The sequence below is a fragment of the Stenotrophomonas daejeonensis genome (assembly GCF_001431505.1).
Taxonomy (GTDB): domain Bacteria; phylum Pseudomonadota; class Gammaproteobacteria; order Xanthomonadales; family Xanthomonadaceae; genus Stenotrophomonas; species Stenotrophomonas daejeonensis.
Genome location: NZ_LDJP01000004.1, coordinates 1 through 13,926, shown reverse-complemented (window position 1 = coordinate 13,926; position 13,926 = coordinate 1). Strand labels below are relative to the sequence as shown.

Here is a 13,926-nt window from a genome sequence, read left to right as displayed (position 1 = left end):
TCTGATCGACGAAAAGCGCGCGTGACTGGAGGTCAACCTGGCGCGCACCGTGCACCTCTTCTTCACCCACGAGCCGCATTGCGCGATGGCGCAGGTGGTGCGCGACGACAGGAGCCGCTCCGGCACCGCCCACGAGTTGCCGGAGCTGAGGGCGCACGTACCCGGAATGGCGTGATCCGCCTGGTGCAGGGGCGACGCAAGTCGCGATGACGCTTTCCCGGTAAAGCCCGATCGCGACTTGCGTCGCCCCTGCACCAGGCGGATCACGCCATTCCGGGTACGTGCGCCCTCAGCTCCGGCAACTCGTGGGCGGTGCCGAAGCGGCCCCTGTCGTCGCGCACCACCTGCGCCATCGCGCACTGCGGGTCGTGGGTGAAGAACAGGTGCACGTTGCGCGCCAGCTTGTCCTCCAGGAACGCGCGCTTCTCGTCGATCAGCAGTTCCGCGTTGCGGTCGTAGCCCATCGTGATCGGCACGTGCACCCACGAACGGCCGGGGATCAGGTCGGCGCAGAACACCACGCCGCCATGCGGCTGGCCATCCACCTGCGCCGGGCCGACGATCTCGGCCAGCATCAGGCCCGGCGTGTGGCCGTCGCTGAAGCTGAAACGCACCGACTCGCCCAAGGCCCGCGAATGTTCGCCGGACACGATTTCCAGCCGCCCGCTGGCTTCCAGCAGGCCCGGCAGTTCCGGGATGAAGCTGGCGCGGTCACGCGGGTGCGGGTGCCGCGCGCGCTCCCAGTGCGCGGCGCCAATCACGAAGGTGGCGTTGGGAAACAGCAGTTCCGGCGCGCGTCCTTCCGACCACGGCGCCAGCAGGCCGCCGGCGTGGTCGAAGTGCAGGTGGCTGAGCACCACCACGTCGATGTCCTCGTGCTCGAAGCCGGCCTCGCGCAGCGAATCGATCAGGATGTGCCGCGGTTCCTGCACGCCGTAGCGCTCGCGCAGCTTCGGCTCGAAGAACGCGCCAATGCCGGTCTCGAACAGCACCGTCTTGCCGCCCAGCGGGCTGGCCAGCAGCGCCCGGCAGGCCAGTTCTATGCGGTTGGCCTCGTCGGCCGGCGCCCACTTGCCCCACATCGCCTTGGGCGCGTTGCCGAACATCGCGCCCCCGTCCAGCTTCTGGCTGTTGCCACGGATCGACCATAGTTTCATGTGAAAAATTCTAACGGCGTCGCGTTAAATATTTGCAAGCCGTCACATGAAATCGGCAAGGGAGAAACCTCGTGCAGCCTGGCATCAAGAGGGCTTCGCCCCCGTACCCTCTCTCCAACCCCGCTTCGCGCCCCGGCCCTTGCGCTGGCGCAAGGACGTTCGAGGGACAGCGAACCGGTGGTTCGCAGACTGCCCCCCTCACCCCGAAGGGAGAGGGGCTTTTCATCACTCGCCCTGCCCGGTCCGCCGCACTTCGGCGCTGCCCACCGGGTTGCGCGGGTCGCTGCCGCCACGCAGGGTGTTGTCGCGGCGGTCCCATTCCACCGTCTGCAGGTTGCCCCAGACGTGGCTGGAACCGCGGCCACCGGCGGCACTGTCGCCCGGCAGGTCGATCTTGTGGCCCATCTGTTGCAGCTGGCTCACCGTTTCCGGCGTGAACGCGCCGCTCTCGGCATCGATCACGTCCGGCAGCCACTGGTGGTGGTAGCGCGGCAGCGCCGCGACCTGCTGCGCGTCCAGCCCGGCGTCGTAGCCGAGGATGCCCAGCAGCACCATGGTGATGATGCGGCTGCCGCCCGGGGTGCCGAGCACGATGACCTTGTCGGCGTTCTCCATGAAGGTCGGCGTCATCGAGCTGAGCATGCGCTTGCCCGGCTTCGGCGCGTTGGCCTCGTAGCCCATCACCCCGAACGCGTTGGGCGTGCCGGGCTTGAGCGCGAAGTCGTCCATCTCGTTGTTGAGCAGCACGCCGGTGCCGGCCGGGATGAAGCCCGAGCCGTACAGCAGGTTCACCGTCTGCGTGGCGCCGACGCGGTTGCCCTCGCCGTCGATGATCGAGAAGTGGGTGGTCTCGTCGTCCTCCAGCGGCGTCGGGTTGCCCGACAGCAGGTCGCTGGGCGTGGCCTTGTCCGGGTGGATGGTCGCGCGCAGGCCCTGCGCGTAGTCGCGGCTGGTCAGCACCTGCTGCGGGATCTGCACGAAATCCGGGTCGCCGAGGAAGAAGGTGCGGTCGCGGTAGGCGCGGCGCATCGCTTCCACCACCAGATGGGCGCGGTGGGCCTCGTCCAGCGCAGCCAGGCCCCAGCCTTCGAGGATCTGCAGCATCGACGCCAGCGCGATGCCGCCGGAGGACGGCGGCGGCGCGGTGGTGATCTTCCAGCCGCGGTAATCGAACACGATCGGCTCGCGCGCCTTGACCGTGTAGCCGGCCAGCTCATCGGCGGTCCACTGGCCACCGGCCTTCTTCACCCCGGCCAGCAGCTTCTTCGCGGTCTCGCCGCGGTAGAAGCCGTCGAAGCCCTTGTCGGCCAGCAGTTGCAGCGTGTGCGCCAGCTCCGGCTGCTTGAAGACGTCGCCCTCGGCGATCGGGCGGCCGTTGCGCAGGTAGACCTCGCGCGTGCCGGGGTAGCGCTCCATCACCTCGCGGCGCATGGCGTAGCCGCGGGCCATGCGCGCGTAGACCGGGAAGCCCTCGCTGGCGATGCGGATGGCCGGCGCCAGCGACTCGGCCAGCGGCAGGCGGCCGTGCTCGCCGGCGACCTTGACCAGCATCGCCGGCAGGCCGGGGATGCCGGCCGACCACGGGCCGTTGACCGAGCGGTCGCGGTCGAGGTTGCCGGCCTTGTCGAGGAAGCGCTCGGGCGTGGCCGCCGCCGGCGAGGTTTCGCGCGCGTCGAGCATCACGTCCTTGCCGGTGGCCGCGTCATGCAGCAGGAAGAACCCGCCGCCGCCCAGGCCGGAGCTGATCGGCTCGACCACCGCCAACGTCGAGGACACCGCGACCGCGGCGTCGAACGCGTTGCCGCCCTTGGCCAGGATTTCCATGCCGGCCTGCGTGGCCAGCGCGTGGCCGCTGGCGATCGCCGCGCCATCGGGATGGACGGCACGCGCGGGCGCACCCTCGGCGGCCCAGGCGGCGGGCGCCAGCAGCAGGGCGAACAGCAGCAGGGAACGGGCAGCGTGTTTCATTCCGTCGGGTTCTCCGGTTCGTAGAGTTCGGGATGGTCGCGCTGCAGGCCGTACAGCTTGGCCAGCAGTTGTTCGTGGGTTTCGACGATGTCCGGGTCGGGGTCGATGCACTCCACCGGGCACACCACCACGCATTGCGGCTCGTCGAAGTGACCGACGCATTCGGTGCAGCGGGCCGGGTCGATCACGTAGATCGTCTCGCCCATCGAGATCGCCTTGTTCGGACAGGCTGGCTCGCAGACGTCGCAGTTGACGCAGAGCTCGTTGATTTTGAGGGACATTGCCTGGACTGCCGTTCCCGCCAACGCGGGAGGAACTGCGCGACGGGCGCGGGCCCGATGCATCGCTCCTGTTGTTTCGTGCCTGCCGCAGGCGCCTCCTGCTCGGTGCGGGGCGGCGCCGCGGCGAAGGCGGGGTCGCGCGAACGCGGCCCCGCCACTGCGTCACTTGGCTTCGACGAAGATGTAGTCGGCGCCGGTGGGCTTGACGATGGTCTGCACGCGGGCGTTGTCGGCGGCATCGCCGATGAACACCACGCGCACGCCCTTCATCGAATCGGCCTGCACGTCCTTGAACGCGGTCTCGATCAGGTCGGCCATCTTCGCCGAAGCCGACGAGCCGAAAGCCAGCATGTTGCCCGGCGACACGCCGCGGCCGATGGCGGCGGTGGCGCTTTCGACCTGGCGCTGGTACTTGGCGTCGAACTCCGGGTCCGATTCCGGCGACAGGTAGTACAGGAACGGGTTGTTGCTGATGTTGCCCATGTTCTGCACGGCCACGGCCTGCAGGTACTTGCGCCAGCCGGCGTCGTCGTCCTTGGCCGGCGCCACCAGCGCCTGCTGTGCGTCGGCGACCGGGGCGGCCTCCTGCTTGTTGCAGGCGGTGAAGCCCAGCACCAGCGAAGCGGCAAGCATCACGCGCATCGTGTTCTTCATGGTTCGTCTCCCTCTGACTTTCGGTTCGTTGTGGCTGTTGGGGGATTCAGTGGCCCGCGCGTGCCTGCCGGGCCTTGCGCAGGGCCTCCAGCACCGTGGCCGGCACGAAGCCGGACACGTCGCCCCCGAGCCGGGCGATTTCGCGCACCAGCGAGGAGGAAATGAAGCTGTGCTGTTCGGACGGGGTCAGGAACAGGGTCTCGACCTCCGGGATCAGGTGGCGGTTCATGCTCGCCATCTGGAATTCGTATTCGAAATCGGACACCGCGCGCAGGCCGCGCAGCAGCACGCCACCGTGCACCGCGCGCACGAAATGCGCCAGCAGCGTGTCGAAGCCGACCACCTCGACGTTGTCGTGGCGCGACAACGCCTCGCGCGCCAGTTCCACGCGCAGCTCCAGCGGCAGCGTCGGCCCCTTCGACGGGCTCTGCGCCACGCCCACGATGATCTTCTCGAACAGCGGCGCGGCCCGGTGCACCAGGTCGATGTGACCGTTGGTGATCGGGTCGAACGTGCCCGGGTAGACGGCGATGCGGGGGTTGGGCGAAGTCATGCGGACGGAGTCGCGTTCAGGTCACCGCGGAGTGTAGCAGTGGCGCGCCGGTACAGGGCATGGGCCACATCGCGGGTGCCGCCTTCGCGGTACGGTTGCCAGCCCGGCGGCAACTGCGGCATCGCCGCGGCCGGCGCCTCCACATACAGCCATGCCCCTTCGGCGAGGTGGCGCGGCAGCAGCTCGAATACCGGCGCCCACAAGCCGGCGGCGAACGGCGGGTCGACGAACACGATGTCGGCCTGCATGGGCGGCGCGGTTTCCAGCCAGCGCAACGCATCGCCGGCGGCGACCTGCACCTGCGCCTGCGCGCCCAGCCGCTCCACCACGCCACGCAGCGCCGCCACCAGTGCCGGATCGCGCTCGACCAGTTGCGCCGACGCCGCGCCGCGCGACACCGCTTCCAGCCCCAGCGCGCCGCTGCCGGCGAACAGGTCCAGCACCCGCGCGCCCGGCAGCTTCGGCATCAGCCAGTTGAACAGGGTCTCGCGCACCCGGTCGCTGGTCGGGCGCAGGCCCTGCAGCTGCGGTACCTGCAGCCGCGTGTTGCGCCAGCGCCCGCCGATGATGCGCACCTGCCCTGCTCCGCCATGAGCGGGGCGTGGCGGCGCGGAGCCGGAAGAACGGGGGGGACGGGACATGCGCGCCGGCAAGGTAGGTGGGCCGGCATGATAAGCCGAACCTGCCGCGGATCTTGAAATCCGCCGTCCGGCCCATACCCCGGGAGCCATCGGCCGCCATGCGGCCCGGGCAACCCACGGAGCAAACCTGACGATGACCGCCGCAACCCAGAAGGAAACCCGCGGTTTCCAGACCGAGGTGAAGCAGCTGCTGCACCTGATGATCCACTCGCTGTACTCGAACAAGGAAATCTTCCTGCGCGAGCTGGTCTCCAACGCCGCCGACGCCGCCGACAAGCTGCGCTTCGAGGCGCTGACCCGGCCGGAACTGCTGGAAGGCGGCGCGCCGCTGCGCATCCGCATCGAGGCCGACCCGGCCGCGCGCACCCTGACCATCGACGACAACGGCATCGGCCTGAGCCGCGAGGAAGCCATCGCCCACCTCGGCACCATCGCCAAGTCCGGCACCGCCGAGTTCCTGAAGAACCTGTCCGGCGACCAGAAGAAGGACGCCAACCTGATCGGCCAGTTCGGCGTGGGCTTCTATTCGGCCTTCATCGTCGCCGACCAGGTGGACGTGTACAGCCGCCGCGCCGGGTTGCCGGCCAGCGAGGGCGTGCATTGGTCCTCGCGCGGCGAAGGCGAGTTCGAGATCGAGGGCATCGACAAGCCCGAGCGCGGCACCCGCATCGTGCTGCACCTGAAGGAAGGCGAGGAAGGCTTCGCCGACGGCTGGAAGCTGCGCGGGCTGGTCAAGAAGTATTCGGACCACATCGGCCTGCCGATCGAATTGCAGAAGGAGCAGCACGGCGAGGACAAGCCCGAGGCGCCGGAGTGGGAAGCGGTCAACAAGGCCAACGCGCTGTGGACCCGGCCCAAGACCGAGATCACGGACGAGGAATACAAGGAGTTCTACAAGCACATCAGCCACGACTTCAGCGACCCGCTGGCGTGGAGCCACAACAAGGTCGAGGGCAAGCTGGAGTACACCTCGCTGCTGTACACCCCCGGCCGCGCGCCGTTCGACCTGTACCAGCGCGACGCCGCCAAGGGCCTGAAGCTGTACGTGCAGCGCGTCTTCATCATGGACCAGGCCGAGCAGTTCCTGCCGCTGTACCTGCGCTTCATCAAGGGCGTGGTGGACTCCAACGACCTGCCGCTGAACGTCTCGCGCGAGATCCTGCAGTCCGGCCCGGTGATCGACTCGATGAAGTCGGCCCTGACCAAACGTTCGCTGGACATGCTGGAGAAGCTGGCAAAGGACCGGCCCGAGGATTACGCCGGCTTCTGGAAGAACTTCGGCCAGGTGCTGAAGGAAGGCCCCGCCGAGGATTTCGGCAACCGCGAGAAGATCGCCGGCCTGCTGCGCTTCGCCTCCACCCATGACGCCAGCGGCGAGCAGGGCGTGGCGCTGGCTGATTACGTCGGGCGCATGGTCGAGGGCCAGGACAAGATCTACTACCTCACCGGCGAGAGCCACCTGCAGGTCAAGGACAGCCCGCACCTGGAGGTGTTCCGCAAGAAGGGCATCGAAGTACTGCTGATGACCGACCGCATCGACGAGTGGCTGATGAGCTACCTGCACGAGTTCGACGGCAAGTCGTTCGTGGACGTGGCGCGCGGCGACCTCGACCTCGGCACGCTGGATACCGAGGAGGAAAAGAAGGCACAGGAAGAAACCGCCAAGGCCAAGGAAGCGCTGGCCATCCGCATCAAGACCGCGCTCGGCGAGGACGTGGCCGAGGTGCGCGTCTCACACCGTCTAACCGATTCGCCGGCGATCCTTGCCATCGGCGAGCAGGACCTCGGCCTGCAGATGCGCCAGATCCTGGAGGCCAGCGGGCAGAAGGTACCCGAGAGCAAGCCGGTGTTCGAGTTCAACCCGGACCACCCGCTGATCGAGAAGCTGGACGCCGAGCCGGACCTGGATCGCTTCGACGACCTGGCCCGCGTGCTGTTCGACCAGGCCGCGCTGGCCGCCGGCGACGGCCTGAAGGACCCGGCCGCCTACGTGCGCCGGCTCAACAAGCTGCTGCTGGAGCTGTCGGCCTGATGCGTTGTGAGCCCCTCTCCCATCGGGAGAGGGGGTTGGGGTGCGGGGCGAACGCAGTCCATGATGTCTGAACCATCTGGACTGCGTTCGCCCCTCATCCGCCCTTCGGGCACCTCGCTTCGTGCCCCGGCCCACGCCAGCGGCGTGGGCGCTCAACCGCACGCACGCCAGTGGCGCGCAAGCCGTGCGGCCTCGCCCCGCAGGGAGAAGGAAAACCATCGCGCACCAAGGTGTGCTCCTGCCGGTTTGCCTCACGCGAACGCGTCGAACAGACTTCCCAGCATCTCGTTCCCGCGGCGAATCACCACCGCATTGGCGGCGAAGGCCACTTCATAGGTCTTCGCCGCCAACAGGTCGGTGACCATGTCCGGTGCTTCATCGCCCGTGGTCACCTGCGCGGTGGCGCCGCCCCCCTGAATCGTCTGCACCGTCAGCACCTGCCGCGGCACCACCGGCCGCACCGGCTGCACCGCGACGTTGTGCGCCGACACGCGCATGCCCATCACGGCCACGCGCATGCCGGAAGCGGCAATCGGGGAAATCGTGTTCATGCCACCACATCGGCCGGAAACACGCGGACTTTAGCCCGTTTCCGTGCCGCCGTGGCCGGCCGCCGGCGGTGCCGGTGGTAGCATGTCCACCTGCCCCCTTCTTCGTTCCCCATGCTCAGTTTTTTCCGTCGCAAAAAGCCCCAGGACACCGCCACGGTCGGCCAGCCCCCGCAGTTCAGCGCCGAGGAGCTGACGTCCGCCGTGCCCACGTCCGGGGAGCGGGAGGCACCCATCGCGCCGGGGACCGATGCCGGGGCCACCGACGCGACCGACCTGACGGAAGAACCCTCCGGCGGCGACACTGCGACCATCACCACCGGGTTGCCGGAAGCCCTGTCCGCCACGGAAAGCGATGCCGGCCTGATCCCCGTCAATGCCGCACCGGCGGCCCCGGCCGGCAAGCCCGGCTGGCGCGACCGCCTGCGCAACAGCACCTTCGCCCGCAGCTTCGGCGGCCTGTTCTCGCGCAACCCGAAGCTGGACGACGACCTGCTCGACGAGATCGAGACCGCCCTGCTCACCGCCGACGTCGGCGTGCCGGCCACCACCGCGCTGGTCGAGGACCTGCGCAAGCGCATGAAGGCGCGCGAGTTCGCCGATGCCAACGCGCTGCTGGCCGCGCTGCGCGCAGACCTGATCGCACTGCTGCAACCGGTTGCCAAACCGCTGGTCATCGACCGCGACGCCAAGCCCTTCGTGATCCTCACCGTCGGCGTCAACGGTGTCGGCAAGACCACTACCATCGGCAAGCTCGCCAAGCGCTTCAAGGACGAGGGCCACAGCCTGATGCTGGCCGCCGGCGACACCTTCCGCGCCGCCGCGGTGGCGCAGTTGCAGGTGTGGGGCGAACGCAACGGCGTGGCCGTGGTCGCGCAGGGCCAGAACGCCGACGCCGCCTCGGTTGCGTTCGACGCGCTGCAGGCCGGCAAGGCCCGCGGCACCGGCGTGCTGATCGCCGACACCGCCGGCCGCCTGCATACCCAGGCCGGGCTGATGAACGAGCTGAGCAAGATCCGCCGCGTGCTCGGCAAGATCGACGCCACCGCGCCGCACGAGGTGCTGATGGTGATCGATGGCACCACCGGCCAGAACGCGCTGAACCAACTGCGCCAGTTCCATGCCGCGGCCAACATCACCGGGCTGGTGGTGACCAAGCTCGACGGCACCGCCAAGGGCGGCGTGGTGTTCGCGCTGGCGCGCGAGTTCGGCATCCCGATCCGCTTCGCCGGCATCGGCGAACGCCCCGAGGACCTGCGCGTGTTCGACCCCGAGGCCTTCGTCGATGCGCTGCTGCCGGAGGCGCTGGGAGCCTGAAATCTCCTGTAGGAGCGACGCCAGTCGCGATGGGCTTTCCCGACAAAGTCCGGTCGCGACTTGCGTCGCTCCTACGGTTCCAGCGTCATGATTGCCACCCGCCCCATGAGCCAGCCACCCGACACTTTCGCCGAGCGCCTGCTGGCCTGGTTCGACCACCACGGCCGCCACGACCTGCCCTGGCAGCATCCGCGCACGCCGTACCGGGTATGGCTGTCGGAAATCATGCTGCAACAGACGCAGGTGGCCACGGTCATTCCGTATTTCCAGCGTTTCGTGCAGTCGTTCCCGACGCTGCCCGACCTTGCCGCGGCCGACAACGACGCGCTGATGGCGCACTGGGCCGGGCTGGGTTACTACGCCCGCGCACGCAACCTGCACGCCGCCGCCAAGCGCTGCGTGGAACTGCACGACGGCGACCTGCCGCGCGACCTCGACGCATTGCTGGCGCTGCCCGGCATCGGCCGCAGCACTGCCGGCGCGATCCTCAGCCAGGCGTGGAACGACCCGTCCCCGATCCTCGACGGCAACGTCAAGCGCGTGCTGGCCCGCTACCACGGCATCGCCGGTTATCCGGGCCTGCCCGCCATCGAGAAACAACTGTGGGCATTGGCCGCGCAGCACGTCGAACAGGTGCCGCAGGGGCGCATGGCCGACTGGACGCAGGCGCAGATGGATTTCGGCGCCACCCTGTGCACCCGCGCCAACCCCGCCTGCATCCTGTGCCCGGTACGCGCTGGCTGCGCCGCGCAGGCGCAGGGGCTGGTGGATTCGCTGCCCACGCCGAAGCCGAGCAAGGTACTGCCCGAGCGCGAGGCCAGCGCGCTGCTGCTGGAAGACACGCGTGGCCGCATCCTGCTGTGCAAGCGCCCGCCCGCCGGCATCTGGGCTTCATTGTGGACATTGCCGCAGGCCGACACCGATGCCGAACTGCGCCAGTGGTTCGCCGGCAACGTCGACGGCGACTACGACAATGCCGAGGAGTTGCCGTTGATCGTCCACACCTTCAGCCATTACCGGCTGCACCTGCAGCCGCTGCACCTGCGCAAGGTCGCCCTGCACGCGCGGGTGGGCGACAATGGCGACCTGCGCTGGGTGGCCCGCTCCGAACTGGATTCGCTGGGCCTGCCGGCGCCGATCCGCAAACTGCTGGAGCGCCACCCGGCGCGCTGACACGACAGGAACACCCCATGCCCCGCTCCGTCTTCTGCCAATACCAACAACGCGAAACCGAAGGCCTGGACTTCGTGCCCTACCCCGGCGAGCTGGGCCAGCGCATCTTCGCCAACATCGGCAAGCAGGGCTGGGCGGCATGGCTGGCACACCAGACCATGCTGATCAACGAGAACCGGCTGTCGCCGCGCGATCCGAAGCACCGCGCGTTTCTCGAGGAAGAACTGGTCAAGTTCCTGTTCGGTGGCGGCGCGGAAAAGCCGGCCGGCTACGTCGCCCCCGAGGCCCCGTAGGTCGGGGCTATGCCCCCGACGCTTCATGCATGCAACTATCGGGGCGAACCCCGGCCTACTCCTGCTCCTTGGCACGCGCCGCGATCTTGGCCTCGCGCAGTTCCTTCTCCGAAACGCGCAGCGCCTTCACGTCAAGCGGGCGGATGCTCTGGATCCGGCACGGGATGTGCTGGCCGGGGCTGCCGCCATGCACGATGACCCGGTCGAAGCGTGCCGAGACGCGGCCCATCATGTTGGTCACCGAGATCGCCGGCGCGTAGGACAGGTCCATGCATGGCCCGCCCAGTTCCAGCAGCCATGCCTGGCTGGGGCGCGTCCATACCGCCAACGCGCTGTCGCCCAGCTCCGTCCAGCCGTTGAACGAGCCGAAATACTGGAAATCCCTGACCGGTTCGCCGGCATGCGCGCGATACAGTTCCAGCCGTTCGCCGCTGCTCAGTTTCCCGGCGGTCGCGCAGCCGCCCAGCAACGCGGCAACCATCATCGCGGCAAGCATCTTTTTCATGGCACTGCTCCTGTTTGCGGAAGAATCATCCAGACCACTACCCGAAGTAGCGATCATCCGCCGTCCGGCATGAACCGGGAAGCAAGGCCGGCGTGGCGTTCAGCCGCGATGCCGGATCACACTTCGGAATGCGCCAGCTGGTGCAGCCGCCCTTCGCGCAGTTCCAGCACCCGCTCCAGCTTGCGCGCCAGGCCTCGGTCGTGGGTCACCAGCACCAGGCTGGTGCGGTGCGCCCGGTTCAATTCCAGCATCAACTCGAACACCGTCGCGGCGGTCTTGTCGTCGAGGTTGCCGGTGGGCTCGTCGCCGAGCACACAGGCCGGCTGGTTGACCAGCGCCCGCGCCACCGCCGCACGCTGGCGCTCGCCGCCGGACAGTTCGCCCGGCTTGTGCTCCAGCCTATGCCCCAGCCCCACCGATTCCAGCAGGGCTTTCGCCCGCTGCCCGGCGGCGGCCACGTCGGTGCCCCCCAGCAGCACCGGCATCATCACGTTTTCCAGCGCGGTGAATTCCGGCAGCAGGTGGTGGAACTGGTAGACGAAGCCCAGCGAACGGTTGCGCAGGCGACCACGCTGCGCGTCGGACAAGGCCGACATGCGCTGCCCGGCCACGTAGACCTCGCCGACGGTGGGGGTATCCAGCCCGCCCAGCAGGTGCAGCAACGTGCTCTTGCCGGCGCCGGAAGCGCCGACGATGGCGACGGTTTCGCCCGGCGCCACGTCCAGTTCCAACCCGTCGAACACCGGCGTGTGCATCTTGCCCTCGGCGTAGGTCTTGCCCAGCCCTTCGGCGCGGATCACCGATTCCATGCGAGTGTTCTCATTCATAACGCAGTGCCTCCGCCGGCTGGGTGCGCGCCGCGCGCCAGGCCGGGTACAGCGTCGCAAGGAAGCTCATCAGCAACGCGGTGAGCAGCGTGACGGTCACGTCCCATGCCTGCATGTCGGTGGGCAGCCCGGTGATGTAGTACACGTCCTCCGGCAGCAGGGTGATGTTGAACAGCTTCTCGATGCCGTCGAGGATGCGCTCCAGGTTCAAGGTCAGGGTCACCCCGCCGATGGCGCCCAGCACGGTGCCGATGACGCCGATCAGCGTGCCCTGCACCATGAACACCTGCATCACCCCGCCCGGGGTCAGGCCCAGCGTGCGCAGGATGGCGATGTCGGCCTGCTTGTCGGTGACCAGCATCACCTGCGAGTTCACCAGGGTGAAGGCGCCCATCAGGATGATCAGCGACAGCAGGATGCCCATCACCGTCTTTTCCATGCGCAGCGAGTGGTAGAGGTTGGCATTCTGCTGGGTCCAGTCCATCACCCGGTAGTAGCCGTCCAGGTTCAACGCGAGGTCGCGCGCGACGGTGTAGGCCTGGTCCATGTCGTGCAGCTTCAGGCGCACGCCGGTGGCGCCCTCGGTGCGCAGCACGCGCTCCAGGTCGCTCATGTTGACGAAGGCCACGCCGCGGTCGACTTCGTTGGAACCGGCCTCGAAGATGCCGCTGACCTTGAAGCGCTTGGTGCGCGGCATCGCGCCGGCCGGGGTGCCCTGTATTTCGGCCAGCGTCGCCACTACGCTGTCGCCGACATCGACGCCGATCCATAGCGCCAGTTCCTTGCCGAGCAGGATGTTGAACTCGCCCGGTTGCAGGCTGTCCAGCGAACCCTTCTGCATCTTCTCGCCCAGCACCGACACCTTCGGCTCCAGCGCCGGGTCGACGCCCTGCACCACCGCGCCCTGCACGCGCGGGCCGGCCAGCATGCCCTGTATCTCGATGTAGGGCGCGGCGCCGGCCACGCGCGGGTCCTTCATCGCCACGTCCACCGCGTGCTGCCAGTCGGTCATCGGCTCGCCGTCGGCGCTGACCGTGGCGTGGGCCGACATCTGCAGCAGGCGGTCGCGGATTTCCTTCTGGAAACCGCTCATCACCGCCAGCGTGGTGATCAGCACCGTCACCCCGAGCGCGATGCCGAGGATCGAGGCCAGCGAGATGAAGGAGATGAAGCCGTTGCGGCGCTTGGCGCGCAGGTAGCGCAATCCGATTGCGACGGGTAAGGGTCTGAACATGCGCATGTGCCGTTTAGGTCGCGCCATGTTGCCATTCCCGCGGGCTAACGGGAAACGGCGTGGGCACGCACGGCCAGTCGCAGTTCACGTCGCTGCGCGCGCGGCAGCGTGTCCGGCCAGAACGCCAGTTGCCCGCGGCGCTTCCCCGCGCGCCAGCGCAGGATTGCCAGTGGCCCGTATTCGAGAAGTTCCGGCATTTCCACCACCTCGCCATCGACGCTTGCCGATGCCGGTGACAACAGCAATTGGCAAGTGGGGTGATCGGCTTCGCGCCGTGCCAGTCTCAGACTGCCGGCCAGGGCAAGCAGCGCCAGCGGCCATGCCAGTGGTGCTTCCAACCCACAGTTCAACAACGAGAGTGCCGCCAGCAGACCCAGCAATATCAGCGCGCAGGTCAACCAGCGCGAAGGCCGCCACTCATGGCGGAAGGGTGCGGATGTATTCGAGAAGTCGCGCCTGCTGCGCATCGGGGCAAGCCTCGTAGCCCATCGACCAGCGCCACAGCTTGTCGTCTTCGGTTTCCAGCAACTGCAGGAAAACCGCGCGCTCCGGCGTAGGGGCCTGCCGCCAGCAACGGTCGAGGTAACGGCCGAACAACTGGTCCAGTTCGCGCATGCCGCGGCGGCAGCGCCAGCGCAGTTTCTTCAGTTCGATGTCGTCTTCGGTTTGCATTGTGTGCCGTGCCTTTCACCCTTCTCCCACCGGGAGAAGGTGCCCCGAAGGGGCGGATGAGGGGCAAACGT

17 protein-coding genes are annotated in these 13,926 nt (G+C 68.2%); 4 read left to right on the top strand and 13 right to left on the bottom strand.

What is annotated here, in order from left to right; translation table 11 throughout:
- The 7 genes from ABB34_RS15820 to rsmD form a co-directional block, all read right to left on the bottom strand.
- Positions 1–267, bottom strand: a 267-nt coding sequence (locus ABB34_RS15820) for a hypothetical protein (protein WP_211258127.1), incomplete at its 3' end; no start/stop codon positions are given.
- Entirely contained in the window at positions 264–1,157 is an 894-nt protein-coding gene (locus ABB34_RS00350; RefSeq protein WP_057639251.1) for an MBL fold metallo-hydrolase, read from the bottom strand. The genes ABB34_RS00350 and ABB34_RS15820, both read right to left, overlap by 4 nt.
- Before the next feature lie 225 nt (positions 1,158–1,382).
- Positions 1,383–3,125: a gamma-glutamyltransferase gene (gene ggt, locus ABB34_RS00345; RefSeq protein ID WP_057639250.1), complete on the bottom strand. Its 1,743-nt coding sequence runs from the start codon at positions 3,123–3,125 to the stop codon at positions 1,383–1,385.
- On the bottom strand, positions 3,122–3,406 hold the full coding sequence (locus ABB34_RS00340) for a YfhL family 4Fe-4S dicluster ferredoxin (RefSeq protein WP_057639249.1): 285 nt from the start codon (positions 3,404–3,406) through the stop codon (positions 3,122–3,124). Before ABB34_RS00340 ends, ggt begins: the two co-directional genes overlap by 4 nt.
- A gap of 162 nt (positions 3,407–3,568) precedes the next feature.
- Entirely contained in the window at positions 3,569–4,060 is a 492-nt protein-coding gene (locus tag ABB34_RS00335) for a hypothetical protein (protein ID WP_057639248.1), read from the bottom strand.
- A 46-nt stretch (positions 4,061–4,106) separates the two neighbouring features.
- Positions 4,107–4,613, bottom strand: coding sequence for a pantetheine-phosphate adenylyltransferase (gene coaD, locus ABB34_RS00330; RefSeq protein WP_057639247.1), 507 nt, complete (start codon positions 4,611–4,613; stop codon positions 4,107–4,109).
- A complete protein-coding gene (gene rsmD / locus ABB34_RS00325) occupies positions 4,610–5,254 on the bottom strand; it encodes a 16S rRNA (guanine(966)-N(2))-methyltransferase RsmD (RefSeq protein ID WP_057639246.1) in 645 nt (214 codons plus the stop codon). Before rsmD ends, coaD begins: the two co-directional genes overlap by 4 nt.
- A gap of 133 nt (positions 5,255–5,387) precedes the next feature.
- Between rsmD and htpG the strand changes: the two genes are divergently transcribed.
- The gene (gene htpG / locus ABB34_RS00320) at positions 5,388–7,286 is read left to right on the top strand and encodes a molecular chaperone HtpG (RefSeq protein WP_057639245.1); all 1,899 of its coding nucleotides are present in this window, start codon (positions 5,388–5,390) and stop codon (positions 7,284–7,286) included.
- Between the two features lie 251 nt (positions 7,287–7,537).
- Here htpG and ABB34_RS00315 read toward each other — a convergent pair whose 3' ends face one another.
- Positions 7,538–7,837, bottom strand: a complete 300-nt coding sequence (locus ABB34_RS00315; protein ID WP_057639244.1) for a hypothetical protein — start codon at positions 7,835–7,837, stop codon at positions 7,538–7,540.
- Between the two features lie 111 nt (positions 7,838–7,948).
- Between ABB34_RS00315 and ftsY the strand changes: the two genes are divergently transcribed.
- The 3 genes from ftsY to ABB34_RS00300 all read left to right on the top strand — a co-directional run bounded on the left by ftsY (position 7,949) and on the right by ABB34_RS00300 (position 10,617).
- Positions 7,949–9,151 (top strand): signal recognition particle-docking protein FtsY, encoded by a 1,203-nt coding sequence (ftsY, locus tag ABB34_RS00310; protein WP_057639243.1) that lies wholly within the window; start codon positions 7,949–7,951, stop codon positions 9,149–9,151.
- Positions 9,152–9,256: 105 nt separating this feature from the next.
- On the top strand, positions 9,257–10,324 hold the full coding sequence (gene mutY, locus ABB34_RS00305; RefSeq protein WP_057639242.1) for an A/G-specific adenine glycosylase: 1,068 nt from the start codon (positions 9,257–9,259) through the stop codon (positions 10,322–10,324).
- A 17-nt stretch (positions 10,325–10,341) separates the two neighbouring features.
- Positions 10,342–10,617: an oxidative damage protection protein gene (locus ABB34_RS00300; protein ID WP_057639241.1), complete on the top strand. Its 276-nt coding sequence runs from the start codon at positions 10,342–10,344 to the stop codon at positions 10,615–10,617.
- A gap of 55 nt (positions 10,618–10,672) precedes the next feature.
- Here ABB34_RS00300 and ABB34_RS00295 read toward each other — a convergent pair whose 3' ends face one another.
- The 5 genes from ABB34_RS00295 to ABB34_RS00275 all read right to left on the bottom strand — a co-directional run bounded on the left by ABB34_RS00295 (position 10,673) and on the right by ABB34_RS00275 (position 13,855).
- Positions 10,673–11,122, bottom strand: coding sequence for a DUF6491 family protein (locus ABB34_RS00295; RefSeq protein WP_057639240.1), 450 nt, complete (start codon positions 11,120–11,122; stop codon positions 10,673–10,675).
- A gap of 116 nt (positions 11,123–11,238) precedes the next feature.
- On the bottom strand, positions 11,239–11,949 hold the full coding sequence (gene lolD, locus ABB34_RS00290; RefSeq protein WP_057639239.1) for a lipoprotein-releasing ABC transporter ATP-binding protein LolD: 711 nt from the start codon (positions 11,947–11,949) through the stop codon (positions 11,239–11,241).
- Positions 11,942–13,183 carry a lipoprotein-releasing ABC transporter permease subunit gene (locus tag ABB34_RS00285; protein ID WP_057639252.1) on the bottom strand — a complete coding sequence of 414 codons (1,242 nt, stop codon included), beginning with the start codon at positions 13,181–13,183 and terminating at the stop codon, positions 11,942–11,944. The genes lolD and ABB34_RS00285 overlap by 8 nt, the downstream gene beginning before the upstream one ends.
- A 44-nt stretch (positions 13,184–13,227) precedes the next feature.
- Complete coding sequence (locus ABB34_RS00280) at positions 13,228–13,650, bottom strand: hypothetical protein (RefSeq protein ID WP_057639238.1); 423 nt, start codon at positions 13,648–13,650, stop codon at positions 13,228–13,230.
- Positions 13,601–13,855 (bottom strand): FAD assembly factor SdhE, encoded by a 255-nt coding sequence (locus ABB34_RS00275; RefSeq protein ID WP_057639237.1) that lies wholly within the window; start codon positions 13,853–13,855, stop codon positions 13,601–13,603. Before ABB34_RS00275 ends, ABB34_RS00280 begins: the two co-directional genes overlap by 50 nt.
- Between the last annotated feature and the right edge of the window lie 71 nt (positions 13,856–13,926).

Bases quoted from the DNA above. Each gene is read 5' to 3' on its own strand.
- htpG (WP_057639245.1), top strand. From the start codon at position 5,388: ATGACCGCCGCAACCCAGAAGGAAACCCGCGGTTTCCAGACCGAGGTG.
- ABB34_RS00335 (WP_057639248.1), bottom strand. From the start codon at position 4,060: ATGAAGAACACGATGCGCGTGATGCTTGCCGCTTCGCTGGTGCTGGGC.
- ABB34_RS00315 (WP_057639244.1), bottom strand. From the start codon at position 7,837: ATGAACACGATTTCCCCGATTGCCGCTTCCGGCATGCGCGTGGCCGTG.
- ABB34_RS00280 (WP_057639238.1), bottom strand. From the start codon at position 13,650: ATGCGCAGCAGGCGCGACTTCTCGAATACATCCGCACCCTTCCGCCAT.
- mutY (WP_057639242.1), top strand. From the start codon at position 9,257: ATGAGCCAGCCACCCGACACTTTCGCCGAGCGCCTGCTGGCCTGGTTC.
- ABB34_RS00285 (WP_057639252.1), bottom strand. From the start codon at position 13,183: ATGTTCAGACCCTTACCCGTCGCAATCGGATTGCGCTACCTGCGCGCC.
- rsmD (WP_057639246.1), bottom strand. From the start codon at position 5,254: ATGTCCCGTCCCCCCCGTTCTTCCGGCTCCGCGCCGCCACGCCCCGCT.
- ABB34_RS00300 (WP_057639241.1), top strand. From the start codon at position 10,342: ATGCCCCGCTCCGTCTTCTGCCAATACCAACAACGCGAAACCGAAGGC.
- ABB34_RS00275 (WP_057639237.1), bottom strand. From the start codon at position 13,855: ATGCAAACCGAAGACGACATCGAACTGAAGAAACTGCGCTGGCGCTGC.
- ggt (WP_057639250.1), bottom strand. From the start codon at position 3,125: ATGAAACACGCTGCCCGTTCCCTGCTGCTGTTCGCCCTGCTGCTGGCG.
- lolD (WP_057639239.1), bottom strand. From the start codon at position 11,949: ATGAATGAGAACACTCGCATGGAATCGGTGATCCGCGCCGAAGGGCTG.
- coaD (WP_057639247.1), bottom strand. From the start codon at position 4,613: ATGACTTCGCCCAACCCCCGCATCGCCGTCTACCCGGGCACGTTCGAC.
- ABB34_RS00295 (WP_057639240.1), bottom strand. From the start codon at position 11,122: ATGAAAAAGATGCTTGCCGCGATGATGGTTGCCGCGTTGCTGGGCGGC.
- ftsY (WP_057639243.1), top strand. From the start codon at position 7,949: ATGCTCAGTTTTTTCCGTCGCAAAAAGCCCCAGGACACCGCCACGGTC.
- ABB34_RS00350 (WP_057639251.1), bottom strand. From the start codon at position 1,157: ATGAAACTATGGTCGATCCGTGGCAACAGCCAGAAGCTGGACGGGGGC.
- ABB34_RS00340 (WP_057639249.1), bottom strand. From the start codon at position 3,406: ATGTCCCTCAAAATCAACGAGCTCTGCGTCAACTGCGACGTCTGCGAG.